Raw genomic sequence first — 17,340 nt, forward strand, 5'->3', positions numbered from 1 at the left:
CCTAGGCGCGGGGACGGGGACGGGCTGGACGGCAGGTTCGGCAGGTGACACGCCGCCGGGGGCGGCGGCAGGCACGGCAGTCGGCACGGCGCCGGGCACGGCAGTCGGCGCGGCGGCGGCCACGGCAGTCGGCGCGGCGGCGGGCATCAGGTCGGGCCGGGATGCGGTCCGGTCGTCCGGCTTCGGTTCGGGGCCGGTCGTCCGCGGTGCCGCCGCGGCCGGTGCGGGCCCCGCCACCGCCTCCAGTTCCTTCGCGACCTCCTCGGCATCCGGCCGCTGTTCCGGGTCCGGCACCAGCAGCCGTGCGATCAGCGGCCCGAGGGGTCCGGCCCGTGTCGGTTCGGGCGGCTCGGCGGCGAGGATCGCGGCGAGCGTGGCCTCCGGTGTGGCCCGCAGGAAGGGGGACGAGCCCTCGACGGCCGCGTACAGCAGGACGCCCAGGGACCACAGGTCGGAGGCGGGTCCGGCGATGCGGCCGGACATCCGCTCGGGGGCGACGAACTCCGGCGAACCGGCGGTGGCCTCCCCGCTCGCGGTGAGCGGATCCTCGCCCTGCACATGGGCGAGGCCGAAGTCGGTGACGACGACGCGCCGGTGCGGGCCGAGCAGCACACGGGCGGGCTTCACGTCCCGGTGCACGATGCCGACCGAGTGCGCGGCGCGCAGGGCACCGAGCACGGCGAGGCCGATCCGGGCGGCTTCGGGCACATCGACCGGGCCCCGCCGGATTCTGTCGTGGAGGGACTCGCCGGACACCATCTCCATGACGATCCACGGCAGTCCGTCCAGCGCCTCGGCCGCGTCGAGTTCGTCGGGACCCACGGGGCCCGGGTGTTCGTCGCGCTGCTCCGCCTCGACGACCACGTCGTGGATGGTGACAGCGGCGGGATGGTCGACGCGGGCGGCGGCCCGGGCCTCGCGGTGCAGCCGGTGGGCCGCCCGCCGGTGACTCTCGTCCTCCGGGGTGCCCGGCAACCGCGGTTGTCTGACGGCGACTTCACGCTGCGCGAGTTCGTCGAGGGCCCGCCAGACGGTGCCCGTCCCGCCGGAGCCGATGCGCTCGACCAGCCGGTAGCGCCCACCGACCAGCCGGCCCCGGGCGTCGTCCGTCCCGCCCCCGTCGTTGCTCATGCCCCATCAGTACCCCGCGGGGCGTGTCCTTGTCGACGCGGGTCGTCCACAACCGCGGCGAAGGGGCGGAATCAGGTCTTGTCGATGTCCAGGTTAGCGATCGCCGTGCTCGCCACCTCGCGTCCACGGGCGGTGAAGTCGCTGTCGTCCGGGTAGCTGACGATGAGTTTGTACATGTCGCCGCCGGGGGTCCGGTAGTAGAAGATCTGGCACTCCCGGGGGCGTGGGTTCTCGCTGTCGTCGGTCGTGAAGGGGACGGTGTTCTGGGCGGCCTTCCTGTCCCTGTACGTGGTCGTCCTGGGGTCCGTCTTCTTGGAACCCTCGTCCATGTCCAGTTCGTAGCTCCCGCTCTCCTTGAACCGGGTGTCGTCGTCGTACATCTCGGCGGCCGCCGAGCCGGCGATGTTGCCGCCGGTGTCCTCGGCCTTTTTGTCCAGGGTCAGGCGGAGCCAGATGCTGCCGCTCCAGTCGCTGTACGCGACCCAGTGGTCCTGGTCGGACTTCCGGTCGGGCACCGTCCGCTGGTACCCGGCGGGGACGGCGAGCGACGCGGCGAGATCCTTCTCCTGCTTGATCTCCCAGCCCTCGGGCAGCGGCCCGGCGAAGGGGTCCGCGAGCACCAGGTACGCCGTCACCGCCGCCGCGACGACCGCGGCGCCCAGTCCGGTCCAGGCCTTGCGGCCGAGCCGGACGCCCGGGCCGCCACCGCCCCGGCCCGTGACCGGCACGGCCTGCGTGGTCCGGGCGGTGGGCGGGTTCGCGGCCGCCTCCAGCAGTGCCCGCACCTGCGCGGCGTTCGGGCGGCGGGCCGGGTCCTTGTTCAGCAGGCCGTTGATGGCCTCGGCGACGGGGCCCTGGGCGGAGGCCGGGGGTGCGGGCGTGGCGTTGAGGACGGACTGGAGCGTGGCCGGGGTGTTGCTGCGGCGGAACGGCGAGACGCCCTCCGTCGCCGCGTACAGCACCACGCCGAGGGACCACAGGTCGCTGGCCGGGCCCGGGCGCTGTCCCAGCACGCGCTCGGGTGCGATGTACTCGGGCGAGCCCACGAAGCCGCCCGTGTCCGTCAGACTGGTCTCGCCCTCGATCTGGGCGATCCCGAAGTCCGTGAGGACGACCCGGTCGTAGCGGCCGAGCAGCACGTTGTCCGGTTTCACGTCCCGGTGCAGGATGCCCGCCGCGTGCGCGGCCTCCAGGGCGCCGAGCACCTCCAGGCCGATCCGGGCGGCCTCGCGCGCGGACAGGGTGCCCTCCTGGAGGGCGTCCCCCAGCGAGCGGCCCCGCACCAGCTCCATCACGATCCACGGCTGGTCCTCCACGACCGCGACGTCGTGCACGTCGACCACCGCCGGGTGGTCGAGCCGGGCCGCCGCACGGGCCTCGCGACGCATCCGCTCGAAGGCGTTGGCACGTTCGCGTTCGGGAAGATGCTCCGGGACGCGGGGTTCCTTGACGGCGACCTCCCGGTCCACCGTCTCGTCCTTGGCCCGCCACACCGCGCCCATGCCGCCGTGCCCGAGCTTGGCCAGCAGCCGGTAGCGCCCGGCGATGAGCCGCCCGGCACCGGGATCCTCGGGCGCCTGGGGTGACTGGGACGGCACGACCTGGGTGGGTGACGCGGCCGGCACCGCGTAGGGATTGCCCGGCACCGGCGCCTGCTGGTTCGGCGGTTGCAGTACAAAACTCGTCGGCTCATCGGCCCCGGATCGGGCTCCCCCGCTGCTGCTCATGGGTTCATCCATATCGCGCCAACCGCCCGCGGATCCACAAAGGACGCGAGCCGGTCACAGACCCGTGACTTCACGAGGGAGTTGTTCTCCCCTTTTAGAGCGATTAGGGCGATTCGACGGTCACGGGGCGGGCGCGGGCGTGCTCGGGGCGGCCGACCGGGGTGTCGGCGTCGTCGTCGGCGTCGTCGGCGTGGTCCTCGGCTTCGTCGTCGCGGAACTCGCCGGCGTGGGGCTGCCGTCCCCGGTGCCCTCCTCCCTCAGCAGCGCCGCCGCGGACACCCCCGCGCCCGCCATCGCTGCGACCAGCAGCGCCGCGATGAGCACGCGCCGCGCGGGCTGGCGCAGGAAGGGCTCCTCCGGCCGGTCCGGGCCGGGCAGGTCCGCCGACGACCCGGGCGCCTGCCGGCCGGCGGGATCCTGCGGCCGACGGCGCGGTACGTCCCCGGCCGCCGCCGCGTACCCGGACGACGAACCGTGGCCGGGCGACGAACCGTATCCGGGCGGCGGTCCGTAGCCGGGCGACGACCCGTAGCCGGGCGGCGACAGCGGTGTACGGCCCGTGTCGCGGAAGGCCTGGAGCATCCGCTCGGCCTGGTCCGCGTCCAGCCGCCGGTCCGGATCGCGTTCCAGCAGCCCGCGTACGACGGGCAGGAGCGGCCCGGCCTGCGCGGGCGGCTGGATGTCGCCCACGACGACGGCGTGCAGGATGCCGCCCAGCGAGTCGCGGTGGAACGGCGACTCCCCGCTGAGGGCAGCGCACAGCAGCGCCCCCAGTGACCACAGGTCGGACTCGGGCCCGGTCCGCACCCCGGACATCCGCTCGGGCGCGGTGTATTCGGGCGAGCCGACGAAGGCCCCGTTCTCGGTGAGCGTGGGGGCGCCCGCGACCTGGGCGATGCCGAAGTCGGTGAGGACGATCCGGTCGGTGCCGGTCTCCAGCAGCACATTGTCCGGCTTGAGGTCACGGTGCAGTACCCCGGCCGCGTGTGCCGCGCCCAGCGCGCCGAGCAGGGCGATTCCGATGCGGGCCGCTTCGGCGGCGTCGACGGGGCCCCGCCGGGCGAGCCGGTCGGCGAGGGAACCCCCCTCGATCAGCTCCATGACGATGTAGGGGCGTTCGTCGTCCTCGACGACATCGTGGACGACGACGATGTGCGGGTGGCTCAACTGGGCGACGGCCCGGGCCTCGCGCAGCGTACGGTCCCGCTGCCGGCGCGCCTGCGCCGCGGAGAGCGTCGGGTCGTAGGGGAGCTCCTTGACGGCCACGCTCCGGCCGAGCAGCTGGTCGGTGGCCCGCCAGACCACGCCCATGCCGCCGCGACCGAGTTTCTCCTCGAGCCGGTAACGGCCCGCGATGACACGCCTGTTGTGCCCCTCGGTCCCCATGCGGCCATCATGCCCCAACGGACGGAACCACTCCGGGACGGCGAGGTGCGGGTGGCCGAAACAGGCAGCCCCCCCCGGTCAGAAGTGCCCCTGCATCAGGAAGTCTTCTCCCGCCAGCCCTGGAGCAGCGAGGTGAACTGCTTGCGCGCCGTCGCCCAGTCCGCGGCCGGGGCCGACATGTAGAGCGCGTACTCGATGCCGTCGCGGGCGACGTACGTCTCCTCGATGGCCCGGCGCGGGCCGGGGAACAGGGTTTGCTTGGGCTGGGCGGTCCACGTGTACTCCCACAGGGCGCCGTCCCGGTCACGGTAGACGTTGCGCTTCAGCACGAGCCGCTTGTAGGCGACCAGCCGCTGAAGCTGCTGCTCCAGGTCGAGCTGGTGCTCGTAGGGATCGGCGAAGTCCGGTGACCTGTCGACGGCGATGCGGACGAAGTGCCGGCCGCCGTCCGGTGAGTAGTCGATCTGCTTGAGCTCGCCCTGGGGGCCGTAGGGCTTGCGCTTCCACCCCTTCGGCAGGTAGAGGCTGAACCCCGCGGGATCGTCGTAGCGGATCCAGCTGGCCGGAACCGATCCTCCGGGCCGCTTCGTGCCGGTGGACGTCGACGAGCCGGATCCGCCGGCCTGCGACGCCCGGCTCTCGTTCCACTGCTGGAGCACCACGGCCGTGCCCCCGCCGATGATGGCCGCGAGCGCGACGACCAGGGCGAGGGTACGCAGCCGACGGCGCTTACCCGAACGGGACGGCTGCGAACCCGTCACCGGTCCCAGCACGGTCGGACCGGTCGGGCCGTAGGGCGGGGTACCGGCCGTGGACGCCCCGGGGGCCGGGCTGCCGGCCAGTGGCGGGAGGGGTGTCCCGGCGTGCGAACCCGAACCGGTGCCGAGGCCGGTGCCCGGGGTGCCCGTGGTGGCCGTGGTGGCCGTCCCGGGGGCGGTACCGCTGTGTGCGTCCCGGTACGGCGACGGCCCCCCGTACTGCGTCGGCACATACGCCTGCGCCCCGTTCGGTCGCCGCCCCTCCGCAGCCTCGGCGAGCATGTGCTCGGCCTCGGGCACGCCGGGCCGGGTGCCCGGGTCCTTGCGCAGCAGGGCGGTGATGACGGGCGCGAGCGGGCCGGCGTGCCGGAGCTCGGCGGCCTCCTCCTCGACCACGGCCTGCATGGTGGTCAGGGGTGTGGTGCGGCGGAACGGCGACCGGCCCTCCACTGCCGTGTAGAGCGTCGCGCCGAGCGCCCACAGGTCCGAGGACGGGCCCGGGTCGTGGCCGCGCACCCGCTCGGGCGCCAGGTAGTCGACCGAGCCGACGACCTCTCCGGTGCGCGTGATGGTCGTGTCGCCCTCGATCTGCGCGATGCCGAAGTCCGTGAGCAGCACGCGTCCGTCCCGGGCGAGGAGGACGTTGCCCGGCTTGATGTCGCGGTGCAGGACCCCGGCGGTGTGCGCGGCGCGCAGGGCCCGCAGCACCCAGAGACCGATGCGGGCGGCCTCGCGCGGCTCGACACGCCCCTCTTCCTTGACCGCGTCGGCCAGGGAGCGGCCCTCGACCAGCTCCATCACGATCCACGGGCGGCCGTCGTGCTCCAGCACGTCGTGCACCGTGACGACCGCCGAGTGGTTGATCCGTGCGGCGGCCCTGGCCTCGGCCCGGGTGCGCGCCAACAGGATCGCCTGCTCGCTCTCGGAGACGTAGAGGGCGGCCGTCAACTCCTTGATGGCGACCGACCGGTGCAGCACCTCGTCATGTGCGCGCCAGACCCGGCCCATGCCGCCACTGCCGATGGATTCGGCCAGCCGGTAGCGGCCCGCGACGAGCAGGCCCTGCATCTGATTCACGTTGCCCCGCAATGGTCTTGACAGGGCCAGCGTAAGGACCCGCCCTCACCCTGGGAACAAGCGGGGTACCACGGTGACCGCACTGTGACGGTTGTCGACTGCCGGGACGGGAGGCAACCAGAGCGTGAACCGCGGGGTACAGGCGGCGCGCCGGTCGATCACCCCGTCGCCTTGTAGGTGGCAGCCGCCTGCTCGTACAGCCGCGTCACCTCGTCGCGTTCGGACTCCGGGCCGCGCACCTGGACCACGTGGTAGCGGCCGTCGACCAGCATCGCGAGGTTGCGGACGTACAGTTCGCCCCCGTCGCCGCCGGTCCAGGTGAACTGGCCCTCGGCCATGGTCCGTCCGCCCACCTCGATGGTCTTCAGCCCGGTGGAGGTGGCCCAGCTGGAGTCGCGGTACGGCTGCAGCTCGCGCTCCGTCTCCCGCTGGTAGGCCATCGGGTCGTCGCCGTACTCCGACGCGCTGTCCCGGCCCGCCACGACGATGAGCTCGAAGTCACCCTTGGAGTAGACGACCTGTCCGCTGCCGCTCCGTGCGGCGCGGTCCCAGCCCTTGGCGACGGCGACCTGGAAGCCCGCCGAGTCCTTGCGCAGGGTGAAGCCGTCGGCGACGTCCGGACCGGTGGTCTGCGTCTCGGTGGTGCCGGCCGACGACGAGGGGCTCTTCTCCGGCTCGGGAGACGTCTGGTCGGGCCGGGGCTCGCTGCTGGCGTCCGGCTCGGGGGCCTGGCTGACCTCACCGGCGGCACCGGTACGGTCCGCGCCGTCCGCGCCGTCGGTCCCCGACTTGGGCATGAAGAGCATGGCGTAGGCGATCGCCGCGGCCATCGCGAGCAGGACCAGCACGAGCAGGCTGCGGCCGAGGCGGTGCGGTGAACCGGACTCCTTCCGGGCCCGTTTGTGCCGCCCGTGATGTGCGGGCAGCCCGGCCTTCCGCCTGCGCACGAGCTCGCCCCGGCGCCGTACGACGGGCAGCCGGCGGGCGTCCACGGGCGGCGCCGGGACGACGTGCACCCCGGCCTCCGGTTCGGGGGCGGAGCGCACCAGCGAGCGCAGCCAGCCGCGTACCTCCTCGAAGTCGAGGCGCTCCGTGGGGTCCTGCCGCAGCAGCGACTCCACGACCGGCCGCAGCGGCCCGCACTCCTCGGCGTAGGCGGGCGGTTCCGCGCACACCATCTGCACCAGCTCGGCCGTGGACTCCTCCGGGTAGGGCGCGTGCCCCTGCACGGCCCTGAAGAGCAGGGCGCCGAGCGCCCACAGGTCGGTCGCGGGACCGATCGGGGCGGCCAACTGCCAGTTCTCGTGCACGGGATAGGCCTGCTCCGGCGCCCAGCGTTCCGTGACGGGCCCGACCACGGCCATCCGCGCCTGCCGCGCCCGCTCTGCGGCCAGCGCCGTGGCCGGACCGCGCCGGGGAGCCGGGGTGTCGGCGACCAGGTCGTCCCAGCGGGTGGGTTCGCCGTGGACCGCGGTGTCCGTGGCCGGGGGGAGCGCCGCCTGCTCCCGGCCCTGCGGCACCGGCGCCCCGCCGGTCGTGCCGCGTGGCGTGGCGCCATGCCATGCCGTGGTCCGTGGGCTGCCGCCCACACCGTAGGGGTCTGCGATCCGCCCGGGCGGCACGGCCCCGGGGGCGGTGCCCTGCCCGGGGATGTACGGCGACTGTGCCGGCTCGTCGCCGTAGGGCGCGGTCCCGCCGTCCGGTGCGGGGCGGGCTCCGGGCAGGGCCGCCGGCCCGCCCTGCTGCGCCTCCTGCACCCGTGCGGCAGCCCGGGCACCGGCCCGGTAGGCCGCGATCGCCCCGGCACGCGCCGCCCGGGGGTCCCCGCTCTCCCGCACCGGCCCGCGCGCCGGTACGACCGGGGCCTCACCCGTGGTCTCGCCCCCTGCGGAAGGCAGTCCCCTGGCTTCTCGGGCCTCTATGGCAGCGCGCCGCGCGGCCTCGGGGTCACCCGCGCCACGGCTGCCACCGGCCGGTCCGGGGCCTCCCGGAGCGCCTGCGCCGTCGGCCGGCCCCACGCCGCCCTCCTGCCCCGGCCGCTGCCCGAACTCCTCGAAGGGCGGTTCCGGAACCGGGTCGTACCCGCACAGGGCCTCCTCCGCCGCGCCCACGGCCAGCCCGGTCAGCATCACGCGGCCGTCGTCGCAGACGAGCACCGTCCGCGCGGTGATGTTCCGGTGCACCCAGCCGTGCGCGTGCAGCACCCGAAGGGCCATCAGGACGTCCGAGGCCACCTCGGCGGCCCGGTAGGGCGTCAGCGGCTTCTCGGCGAGCAGCGCCGCCAACGGGCGCGCGGCCACCAGCTCGCTGACGATCCACAGCGAACCGCCCTCGGCGAACACGTCGAAGACCTGGTCGAGTCGGGGGTGGTCGGGAATGGCCGCCGCGGCCTGCGCGGCCTCGACCGCGCGCCGCACCACCGGGTCCGTGGGCCGCCGGTTGCCCGCGCGGGCGCCGGAGCGCCGCGCACCGCCGTCACGCGCCGTGAAACCGTCGGGAAGCCCCTCCGCGTCGAGGACCTCGGCCTCGACCACTTCGGGCAACGGCACCTGACGGACCAGGACTTCCTGTCCGCTGTAGGTGTCGAAGGCCCGGGTCTCGGTGAGTTCGTACTCGTCGGAGGGCGGCAGCGGCAGGCGGTAGCGGTCGGCGAGTACCCGGCCCGCGTAGTCGTCCACGTTGCCTCCCCCGGCAGCCCGTTCGGTCACATCCGTTCGCCCCGCGGTCCGTTTCGGCTGCGCACGGTCCGCAAATATTTACGATACGTGCCGCAGGCAACCCGCAATGGGGGGATGCCAGATCTCACTCCCCAAACCCGGGGCACCCCATGCTCAGGACTTGGGTTCGAAGGTTTTCGTCAGCGTCCGCCAGGTCTCCTTGCGCGACGCGCTGTCCCAGTCGGCCGCCTTCGCCGTGTACATCAGCGCGTACCCCTGCCGGTCGTCGACCACGAAACCCCGGTCGATCGTCCGGTACTTGGTGCCGCCGTCCGTGTAGGTGAACTCCCAGTCGGCCGTGTTCCAGCCGCGGTAGTCCACCTTCGCTATGCGGATCTTCTGGTACTGCGCGCGCACCATGTAGCGCTCCTGGCTCCTCCAGTCCGCCACCGGGTCGCCCTTGGGCGTGGACGTCCAGGCGATGAGCAGCTTCTGCCCGCCGGGCCCGGTGAAGCGGTCGCCCGCCGCACCCGTGGACCGGTACTTCCACCCCTTCGGCAGACCGATCGAGTACCCCTGGGCGCCCCGGTGAGTCGACTCGGCCGCGGTGCCCTTCCCGCCGCCGGTGCCGCCCTCGCCCGAGGAACCGCTCGCGCCACCGCTCGGTGTGCTGTTCGCGGGCCGGGACGGCGCGGGCTGCGTCTGCCCGTCCGTCCGTGTGCCGTCGGCATCGTCGCCCTTGGTGTCGCCGCTGCTCGACGCCGTCGCGACGGTCTTCCCACCGCCCTCTCCCGAGGCGCCCTTCGAGTCCTTGCCGTCACCGCTGAGCACGATCGCGAGCACGGTGCCGATCACGGCGAGCACCACGACCACCGCGATGATCACCAGGGTCCGCCGCGGCACCACGTCGGTGAGCGGCGCCCGCGGCACGGGCCGCGGCGGCAGATCCGGCGGCGGCACGACGGGCCACCCAGAACTCCGCCCTCCGGACGCCGTCTTGGCTTCCGTCCCCTTCCGCTCACCGGCACCGGCATTGGCAGTGCCGGCCGCCGAGCCCGACTGCGCCCCGACCGCACCCGCGGCCCCGCTCCGGCCCATACCACTGTCCGGCTCGGCGGAGGCCGTGCCCGCCGCCGGGGAGGAGCCCTTGGCGGCCCCGGACTTGCCTCCTGGAGTGGCACTGGCGGCCGAGCCCGCGGCAGCCGTCCCCACGGTGGCCTTGCGCACGGAACGCAGCGCCCCGCGCAACCGCTCCCCGGCCTCCTCGCCCCGCTTGCTCCCGGACCCCGGCGAACCGCCCTTGCCCGAGGACCTGTCCGGCTGCGCCGGCAGCGGCACGACCTTCGTCGCGTCCAACGGCTCCGGCTCGGCCGTCTCGGGCGCGCGCAGGACCGAGTTCAGCATCGCCCGGGCGCCCACGTCGTCCAGCCGCTTCGCGGGGTCCTTGGTGAGCAGCCCATAGATGACGTCCTTCAGCGGACCCGCGTTCTTCGGCTCCTCCAGCGGCTCGGTCATCACGGCCGTGAGGGTCGCTATGGCCGACCCCTTGTCGTACGGCGGCGCGCCCTCCACCGCCGCGTACAGCAGCCCGCCGAGCGACCACAGGTCGGCCGCCGGGCCCGGCTTGTGCCCGCGCGCCCGCTCCGGCGAGATGTAGGAGGGCGCGCCGACGAGCATGCCGGTCGAGGTGATGGACGGGTCGCCCTCGACCTGGGCGATGCCGAAGTCGGTGAGCACGACTCGCCCGTCCTCGGCGATCAGCACGTTCGACGGCTTCACGTCGCGGTGCAGGATGCCCTCGCGGTGGGCGGACCGCAGCACGTCGAGGACGGCGAGTCCGACCTCGGCGGCGCGCTTCGGTTCGAGGAGGCCGTCCTCCCGGATGACTTCAGCGAGCGACTTGCCCTCGACGAGTTCCATCACGATCCAGGGCCGGTCGTCCTCCTGGACGACGTCGAAGACCGTCACGGCGCTGTTGTTGCGGATCCGCGCGATCGCCTTGGCCTCGCGCAGCGTCCGCGTGATCAGCCGCCGCTTCTCCTCCTCGTCGATGTTCGACGGGAACCGCAGCTCCTTGACGGCGACCGTCCGCCCGAGGGTCTCGTCCTGGGCCCGCCACACCGTGCCCATGCCTCCCCGGCCGAGCACTTCGCCCAGCCGGTAACGCCCCGCGAGGAGACGCTCCCTGTTGTCCTGACGAGTGTCCTGACGAGATGTGCCCGCCCGCTCCGCCTCCGACATGCGTCCCCTCATACAACCCGCCCTGACCGAACCTCCATTGTCTCTCACCCGACAAGTGCCCGGCGCCCAGGGGCCCTCTGGCGAGCACCCGCGGGCCCGCCCCCCGGCAACCCGGGTGCGGTCTGCCTCACGCAGCCTTGCATGATGGGCCCTGACCAGGGAGGAGCCCGCATGCCGCCGTTTCGGACATTGCTGGCACTACCCGTGGCCGCGGCCATGTTGGGTCTGCCGCCGGCCGACTCGTCCGCCCTGTCGATGCCGCCCACCGACGCGGTGCTGCCGCTCCTGGTGACCCAGGGCAGGGCGCCGGCCGCGGCCCTGCTCGCCCGGGAGGGCACCACGACCCGCTATGCCGGCACCGGTCCGGGAATCGCCCGGCCGGACCACTTCCGCGCCGGAAGCATCACGAAGACGTTCATCGCGACGGTCGTGCTGCAACTGGCCGCCGAGCACCGGCTGTCGCTGTCCGACACGGTGGAGCGGCACCTGCCGGGTCTGGTGCGAGGAGCAGGCAACGACGGCCGCGCGCTGACCCTGCGCTCCCTGCTCACCCACACCAGCGGACTGCACGACTTCACCACGGACACCGGCGGGACCGCACCCGTCACACCCCGTCAGGCCCTGGGCATCGCTCTCACCCACCCCCCGGCCGAACGCGGCCGCTTCGTCTACTCGAACACCAACTACGTCCTGCTGGGCATGGTCATCCGGCAGACCACCGGCCACTCGTACGCCACCGAAGCCGAGCGCCGCATCATCACTCCCCTGCGTCTGACGGGCACCTCCTTCCCTGGATCCCGCTCTTCGCTGCCCTCTCCGCACGGCCGCGCCTACGCCGCCGACGGAACCGACGTCACCGAACTCGACCCGCGGGTGGCCGGAGCCGCGGGCGAGTTGGTGACCACGCTCGCCGACCTGGACCGCTTCTACGCGGCCCTGCTCGGCGGCCGGCTGCTGCCCCCGCACTGGCTGCGCGAGATGCTCGACGCCCGTGCCGCACACGGCGCGTACGGCATGGGGCTGTTTCCCGAGAAACTTCCGTGCGGCACGACGGTGTGGGGGCACGACGGGCACATATCCGGCAGCTACGTGCGCACCGCGGCCACTGTCGACGGCCGGCGTGTCCTCACCCTCCGCGTGAACACGGACGCGATCGCAGATCCCGGCCTCGAACCCGCCTTACTCGCTGCCGAGTTCTGCCCCCGCACCCCGTAGAACGACCCGCTTCCGAACGGGGATCCCGTTTCCTGACACTCGTTCGAGTGATGTCCGGAACGGCCCGGTACGACCGCGGCCTGACAGGACAACGGACCCGCAGGGAAACGGCCTCGAAGAACAACCACCCGGCAGAATTACAACGGCACGATGTCCGGCGCCCCCAGCCGCGCCGCGTCCGCCGTCAGGTCGTCGGGCTGCCGCTGCGACTCCCGCTCGGCCTCCACCCTCTTCTGGTAGTGCTCGACCTCGCGCTCGATCTGGTCCTTGTCCCAGCCGAGCACGGGCGCCATCAGCTGGGCGGCGTCGCGTGCGCTGCGGGCGCCCCGGTCGAAGGTCTCGATCGAGATGCGCGTCCGCCGCGTCAGCACGTCGTCCAGGTGCCGCGCCCCCTCGTGGGAGGCCGCGTACACGATCTCGGCGCGCAGATAGTCGTCGGCCGCCACCAGGGGCTCGCCCAGCGACGGGTCCTCCGCGATGAGCGCGAGCAGCTCCTCGGTCATCGTCCCGTAGCGGTTCAGCAGGTGCTCGACCCGCACCACGTGGAGTCCGGTCCGAGCGGCGATCCGCGCCCGCGCGTTCCACAGCGCCCGGTAGCCCTCGGCGCCCAGCAGTGGCACGTCCTCGGTGACACACTCGGCGACGCGCATGTCCAGCCCGTGCACCGCCGCGTCCACCGCGTCCTTGGCCATGACCCGGTACGTCGTGTACTTGCCGCCCGCCACGACGACCAGCCCGGGCACCGGATGCGCCACCGTGTGCTCGCGCGACAGCTTGCTGGTGGCGTCCGACTCGCCGGCGAGCAGCGGCCGCAGGCCCGCGTACACGCCCTGGACGTCGTCCCTCGTGAGCGGCACCGAGAGGACCGAGTTCACGTGTTCCAGCAGGTAGTCGATGTCCGCGCTGGACGCGGCGGGGTGAGCCTTGTCGAGGTCCCAGTCGGTGTCCGTGGTGCCGACGATCCAGTGCCGGCCCCAGGGGATGACGAACAGCACCGACTTCTCCGTGCGCAGGATCAGGCCGGTCGTGGAGTGGATCCGGTCGCGCGGCACGACCAGGTGGATGCCCTTGGACGCCCGGACGTGGAACTGGCCGCGCTCCCCGACCATGGCCTGGGTGTCGTCCGTCCACACGCCGGTGGCGTTGACGACCTGCTTGGCGCGGATCTCGTACTCGCCGCCTCCTTCGACGTCCTGCACCCTCGCTCCGACGACCCGCTCGCCCTCGCGCAGGAATCCCGTCACGCGGGCACGGTTGGCCGCCTGCGCGCCGTACGCCACCGCCGTGCGCACCAGGGTCGCCACGTACCGGGCGTCGTCCATCTGGGCGTCGTAGTACTGCAACGCCCCGACCAGGGCGTCCTTCTTCAGGCAGGGGGCCACGCGCAGGGCGTGAGAGCGCGTCAGGTGACGGTGCATCGGCAGGCCCCGGCCGTGCCCGCGCGCCATGGACATCGCGTCGTACATGGCCACGCCCGACCCGGCGTACAGCCGCTCCCAGCCCTTGTGCTGCAACGGGTACAGGAACGGCACGGGCTTCACCAGGTGCGGGGCGAGCCGCTCCAGCAGCAGACCGCGTTCCTTCAGGGCCTCGCGTACGAGTGTGAAGTCGAGCATCTCCAGATAGCGCAGGCCGCCGTGGATGAGCTTGCTGGACCGGCTGGAGGTGCCGGACGCCCAGTCACGCGCCTCGACCAGACCGGTGGACAATCCCCGCGTCACGGCGTCGAGCGCGGTGCCCGCACCGACCACGCCTGCACCCACGACCAGCACGTCCAGCTCGCGCTCGGCCATAGATGCGAGTGACTCGGCTCGCTGCGCCGGTCCGAGTGTCGCTGTCCTCACCGCTGCCTCCCGCTCATCGGTCGTGCCGGCCGCACCCGTCGGGTGAGGCCCCGTCCGTATCCCCCTGCCCAGATTCTGACCGGGTTGCCCGACTTCAGCCACCACGGGCCCGCAGCCTGTGGACAACACTCACGGAACACTCACCGAAACTCGGCCGGGCAATCCCGCATATCGGTCATATTTACTCCTAGTCTGACATTGCGCTCGCCTGTCCTGTCCACAGGGCTTGCGCACCTGTCCCACTTCGGCTATCGGGAAGGACGGCCGCCATGCCCGCAGATCTCGCCGTCATCGGACTCGGCCCGTACGGCCTGCCACTGGCCCAGGCCGCCGTCGCCGCCGGCGTCCCCACCATCGGCTACCGGACCGGACCCGAGGCGGGCTCGCTCAGCCCCGCCGAACTGCGCCGGATGCTCTCGGGGGGCTTCCGGCCGACCACCGACCCGGCCGAGCTCGGCCGGGTGCGCACCGCGGTCATCTGCGCGCCGACCCCGCGGGGCGCGGACGGCGGGCTCGACCTGAGCCAGCTGGAGACGGCCGCCCGCACCCTGGCCGCCCATCTGCGCCCGCACACCACAGTGATCCTGGAGTCACCCGTGTACCCGGGGACGACAGAGGAATTCCTGCGTCCGCTTCTGGAGGAGGGCTCCGGTCTGCGCGCCGGCCGCGACTTCCACCTCGCGTACTCCCCCAGCCGCGTCGATCCCGGCAACCGCGACGTCACGCCCGCCATCACCCCCAAGGTCATCGGCGGCCTCACCCCGGCGTGCACCGAGTCGGCCGCCGCGTTCTACGCCCGGCTGACCGACAAGGCGGTACGCGCGCGTGGACTCCGCGAAGCGGAGACAGTGCAACTGCTGGAGACCAACTACCGGCACGTGAACATCGCCCTCGTGAACGAGATGGCCGTCCTCTGCAACGACCTGGGCGTCGACCTCTGGGACGTCGTCCGCTGCGCGGAGACCAAGCCGTTCGGCTTCCAGGCCTTCCGCCCGGGCCCCGGCGTGGGCGGCCACTCCGTCCCCCAGGACATGACCGCCGGCGGCGGCCGCGGCCTGCGCATGGTGGAACTGGCCCAGGAGGTCAACAACCGCATGCCGGGCTACGTCGTCCAGCGCGCCGCCACGCTCCTCAACGAGCACGGCAAGTCGGCCCGGGGCGCCCGCGTGCTCCTCCTCGGCGTCACGTACAAGCCCGACCTCGCCGACCTCCAGGGCACCCCCGCCCAGGAGATCGCCCTGCGTCTGAGGGAACTGGGCGCCTCGGTCAGCTACCACGACCCGTACGTCCCCTCCTGGAGCGTCCTCGACCACCCCGTCCCGCGCGCGGACTCCCTCTACGAGGCGGCAGCCGACGCGGACCTGACCATCCTGCTCCAGCAGCACCGCACGTACGACCTCCAGGGCCTGTCGGTGAAGGCCCAGCTGCTGCTGGACACACGGGGAGCAGCCCCTACGGGGGCGGCGCATCGGTTGTGAAGGGGGGCGCGCGGGGTGCGTGAGCCGTGGGACCGGTGGCATGCGGCACGCGGCGCGGGTACCTTACGGACACAGGCGGAGCCCACCGCAGGGGGTACTGCGGCAGGCTCCTGGATGGATCACGGAGTGTCCGCCCCTAGTTCTCGTGGGGGCGGCCGCTCACCATCCGAAACAAGGCGGAGCCCACCGCAGTGGCCACTGCGGCAGGCTCCTGGATGGATCACGGAGTGTCCGCCCCTAGTCTTCTTGGGGGCGGCCGCTCACCATCCGAAAATCCGCAAGATCCACCTCCTCCGGCACTGCACCGTCCGAAGACGGAGTCGGTCCCAGCGGGTGGGCTTGCGGTGGCGTCCCATGGGCGCCCCCTTCCACGACGCCGCCCATTGACCCGGTGGACGGCACGTCGGAATCGGGCCGGGCCCCGAGGGCGGGGTCCGGACCATGTCCTTGGAAGGGGGCACCCAGAAGAACCTGGGCGCCGATCAAGGACACTAGCGCCTCGAAACCACCCTCAACGGGGCCGAACGGCCCGAAAGCACCCGTGCGCCCTCCAACGGCAACACGCGCCCCTTCACGCCCACTTGGGCATGCGAAAGGGCCCAGCCACTCCCCCGAGTGACCAGGCCCTTCTCAAGCTGAGCGGACTACCGCCGGTGCTGTGAGTCCGCCACCGTCACCTCGACGCGCTGGAACTCCTTGAGCTCGCTGTAGCCCGTCGTGGACATGGCCCGGCGCAGGGCGCCGAAGAGGTTCATCGATCCGTCGGGGGTGTGGGACGGCCCCGTGAGGATCTCCTCCAGGGTGCCGACCGTGCCGAGGGCGACCTTCTTGCCGCGCGGCAGTTCCTCGTTCACGGCCTCCATGCCCCAGTGGTGGCCCTTGCCCGGACCGTCGGTCGCACGGGCCAGCGGGGAGCCCATCATCACCGAGTCCGCGCCGCAGGCGATCGCCTTGGCCAGGTCGCCGGACCAGCCGACACCGCCGTCCGCGATCACGTGCACGTACCGGCCGCCCGACTCGTCCATGTAGTCACGGCGCGCCGCGGCCACGTCGGCGACCGCCGTCGCCATGGGCACCTGGATGCCGAGCACGTTGCGCGTGGTGTGCGCGGCGCCGCCGCCGAAGCCGACCAGCACACCGGCCGCGCCGGTGCGCATCAGGTGCAGGGCCGCCGTGTACGTGGCGCAGCCACCGACGATCACCGGGACGTCCAGCTCGTAGATGAACTGCTTCAGGTTCAGCGGCTCGTGCGCGCCGGAGACGTGCTCCGCGGAGACCGTCGTACCGCGGATGACGAAGATGTCCACGCCCGCGTCCACGACGGCCTTGGAGAACTGGGCGGTGCGCTGCGGGGAGAGCGCGGCGGCGGTGACGACGCCGGAGTCGCGCACCTCCTTGATCCGCTGCCCGATCAGCTCCTCCTTGATGGGAGCCGCGTAGATCTCCTGCAGACGGCGGGTCGCGGTCTCCGAGTCGAGACCGGCGATCTCGTCGAGCAGCGGCTGCGGGTCCTCGTAGCGCGTCCAGAGACCTTCGAGGTTCAGCACGCCGAGGCCGCCGAGCTCGCCGATGCGGATCGCGGTGGCCGGGGAGACGACCGAGTCCATGGGGGCGGCCAGGAAGGGCAGCTCGAAGCGGTAGGCGTCGATCTGCCAGGCGATGGAGACCTCCTTCGGGTCCCGCGTACGGCGGCTGGGGACGACGGCGATGTCGTCGAAGGCGTACGCCCGGCGGCCGCGCTTGCCGCGCCCGATCTCGATCTCAGTCACGTCTGTGGCCTTTCCCTGATGCGTTGCAGCGTCTTCCAGTATCGCCGACGGGCACGG

Annotated in this window: 10 protein-coding genes; 2 read left to right on the top strand and 8 right to left on the bottom strand. The window is 72.9% G+C overall.

Features of this window, described 5'->3' with window-relative positions; genetic code table 11:
- The 6 genes from C1J00_RS11255 to C1J00_RS11280 all read right to left on the bottom strand — a co-directional run.
- A partial coding sequence (locus C1J00_RS11255; protein WP_245936304.1) for a serine/threonine-protein kinase occupies nt 1–1,131 on the bottom strand: 1,131 nt, incomplete at its 3' end.
- A gap of 71 nt (nt 1,132–1,202) precedes the next feature.
- On the bottom strand, nt 1,203–2,858 hold the full coding sequence (locus C1J00_RS11260) for a serine/threonine-protein kinase (protein ID WP_102908904.1): 1,656 nt from the start codon (nt 2,856–2,858) through the stop codon (nt 1,203–1,205).
- 120 nt (nt 2,859–2,978) lie between these two features.
- Nucleotides 2,979–4,244 (bottom strand): serine/threonine-protein kinase, encoded by a 1,266-nt coding sequence (locus tag C1J00_RS11265; RefSeq protein WP_102908905.1) that lies wholly within the window; start codon nt 4,242–4,244, stop codon nt 2,979–2,981.
- Nucleotides 4,245–4,339: 95 nt separating this feature from the next.
- Nucleotides 4,340–6,070 (bottom strand): serine/threonine-protein kinase, encoded by a 1,731-nt coding sequence (locus C1J00_RS11270; RefSeq protein ID WP_102908906.1) that lies wholly within the window; start codon nt 6,068–6,070, stop codon nt 4,340–4,342.
- A gap of 167 nt (nt 6,071–6,237) precedes the next feature.
- Nucleotides 6,238–8,757, bottom strand: a complete 2,520-nt coding sequence (locus C1J00_RS11275) for a serine/threonine kinase C-terminal domain-containing protein (RefSeq protein ID WP_102908907.1) — start codon at nt 8,755–8,757, stop codon at nt 6,238–6,240.
- Nucleotides 8,758–8,910: 153 nt separating this feature from the next.
- Complete coding sequence (locus C1J00_RS11280; protein ID WP_102908908.1) at nt 8,911–10,977, bottom strand: serine/threonine-protein kinase; 2,067 nt, start codon at nt 10,975–10,977, stop codon at nt 8,911–8,913.
- Nucleotides 10,978–11,148: 171 nt separating this feature from the next.
- On the opposite strand from C1J00_RS11280, the gene C1J00_RS11285 reads away from it, so the two are divergent.
- Nucleotides 11,149–12,192, top strand: a complete 1,044-nt coding sequence (locus C1J00_RS11285; protein ID WP_102908909.1) for a serine hydrolase domain-containing protein — start codon at nt 11,149–11,151, stop codon at nt 12,190–12,192.
- A 137-nt stretch (nt 12,193–12,329) separates the two neighbouring features.
- Here C1J00_RS11285 and C1J00_RS11290 read toward each other — a convergent pair whose 3' ends face one another.
- Nucleotides 12,330–14,036 (bottom strand): glycerol-3-phosphate dehydrogenase/oxidase, encoded by a 1,707-nt coding sequence (locus C1J00_RS11290; protein ID WP_102908910.1) that lies wholly within the window; start codon nt 14,034–14,036, stop codon nt 12,330–12,332.
- Between the two features lie 269 nt (nt 14,037–14,305).
- Here C1J00_RS11290 and C1J00_RS11295 point away from each other — a divergent pair, with 269 nt between their 5' ends.
- On the top strand, nt 14,306–15,514 hold the full coding sequence (locus tag C1J00_RS11295; protein ID WP_102908911.1) for a nucleotide sugar dehydrogenase: 1,209 nt from the start codon (nt 14,306–14,308) through the stop codon (nt 15,512–15,514).
- Between the two features lie 644 nt (nt 15,515–16,158).
- On the opposite strand, the gene C1J00_RS11300 is transcribed toward C1J00_RS11295, so the two are convergent.
- A complete protein-coding gene (locus tag C1J00_RS11300; protein ID WP_102908912.1) occupies nt 16,159–17,283 on the bottom strand; it encodes a GuaB3 family IMP dehydrogenase-related protein in 1,125 nt (374 codons plus the stop codon).
- Between the last annotated feature and the right edge of the window lie 57 nt (nt 17,284–17,340).

This window comes from Streptomyces cahuitamycinicus, from assembly GCF_002891435.1.
In the GTDB taxonomy this organism is placed as follows: Bacteria; Actinomycetota; Actinomycetes; order Streptomycetales; family Streptomycetaceae; genus Streptomyces; species Streptomyces cahuitamycinicus.

What these genes read in the sequence shown, in the direction of transcription:
- C1J00_RS11260 (WP_102908904.1), bottom strand. Translation starts at nt 2,858, where the DNA reads ATGAGCAGCAGCGGGGGAGCCCGATCCGGGGCCGATGAGCCGACGAGT.
- C1J00_RS11265 (WP_102908905.1), bottom strand. Translation starts at nt 4,244, where the DNA reads ATGGGGACCGAGGGGCACAACAGGCGTGTCATCGCGGGCCGTTACCGG.
- C1J00_RS11270 (WP_102908906.1), bottom strand. Translation starts at nt 6,070, where the DNA reads ATGCAGGGCCTGCTCGTCGCGGGCCGCTACCGGCTGGCCGAATCCATC.
- C1J00_RS11280 (WP_102908908.1), bottom strand. Translation starts at nt 10,977, where the DNA reads ATGTCGGAGGCGGAGCGGGCGGGCACATCTCGTCAGGACACTCGTCAG.
- C1J00_RS11285 (WP_102908909.1), top strand. Translation starts at nt 11,149, where the DNA reads ATGCCGCCGTTTCGGACATTGCTGGCACTACCCGTGGCCGCGGCCATG.
- C1J00_RS11295 (WP_102908911.1), top strand. Translation starts at nt 14,306, where the DNA reads ATGCCCGCAGATCTCGCCGTCATCGGACTCGGCCCGTACGGCCTGCCA.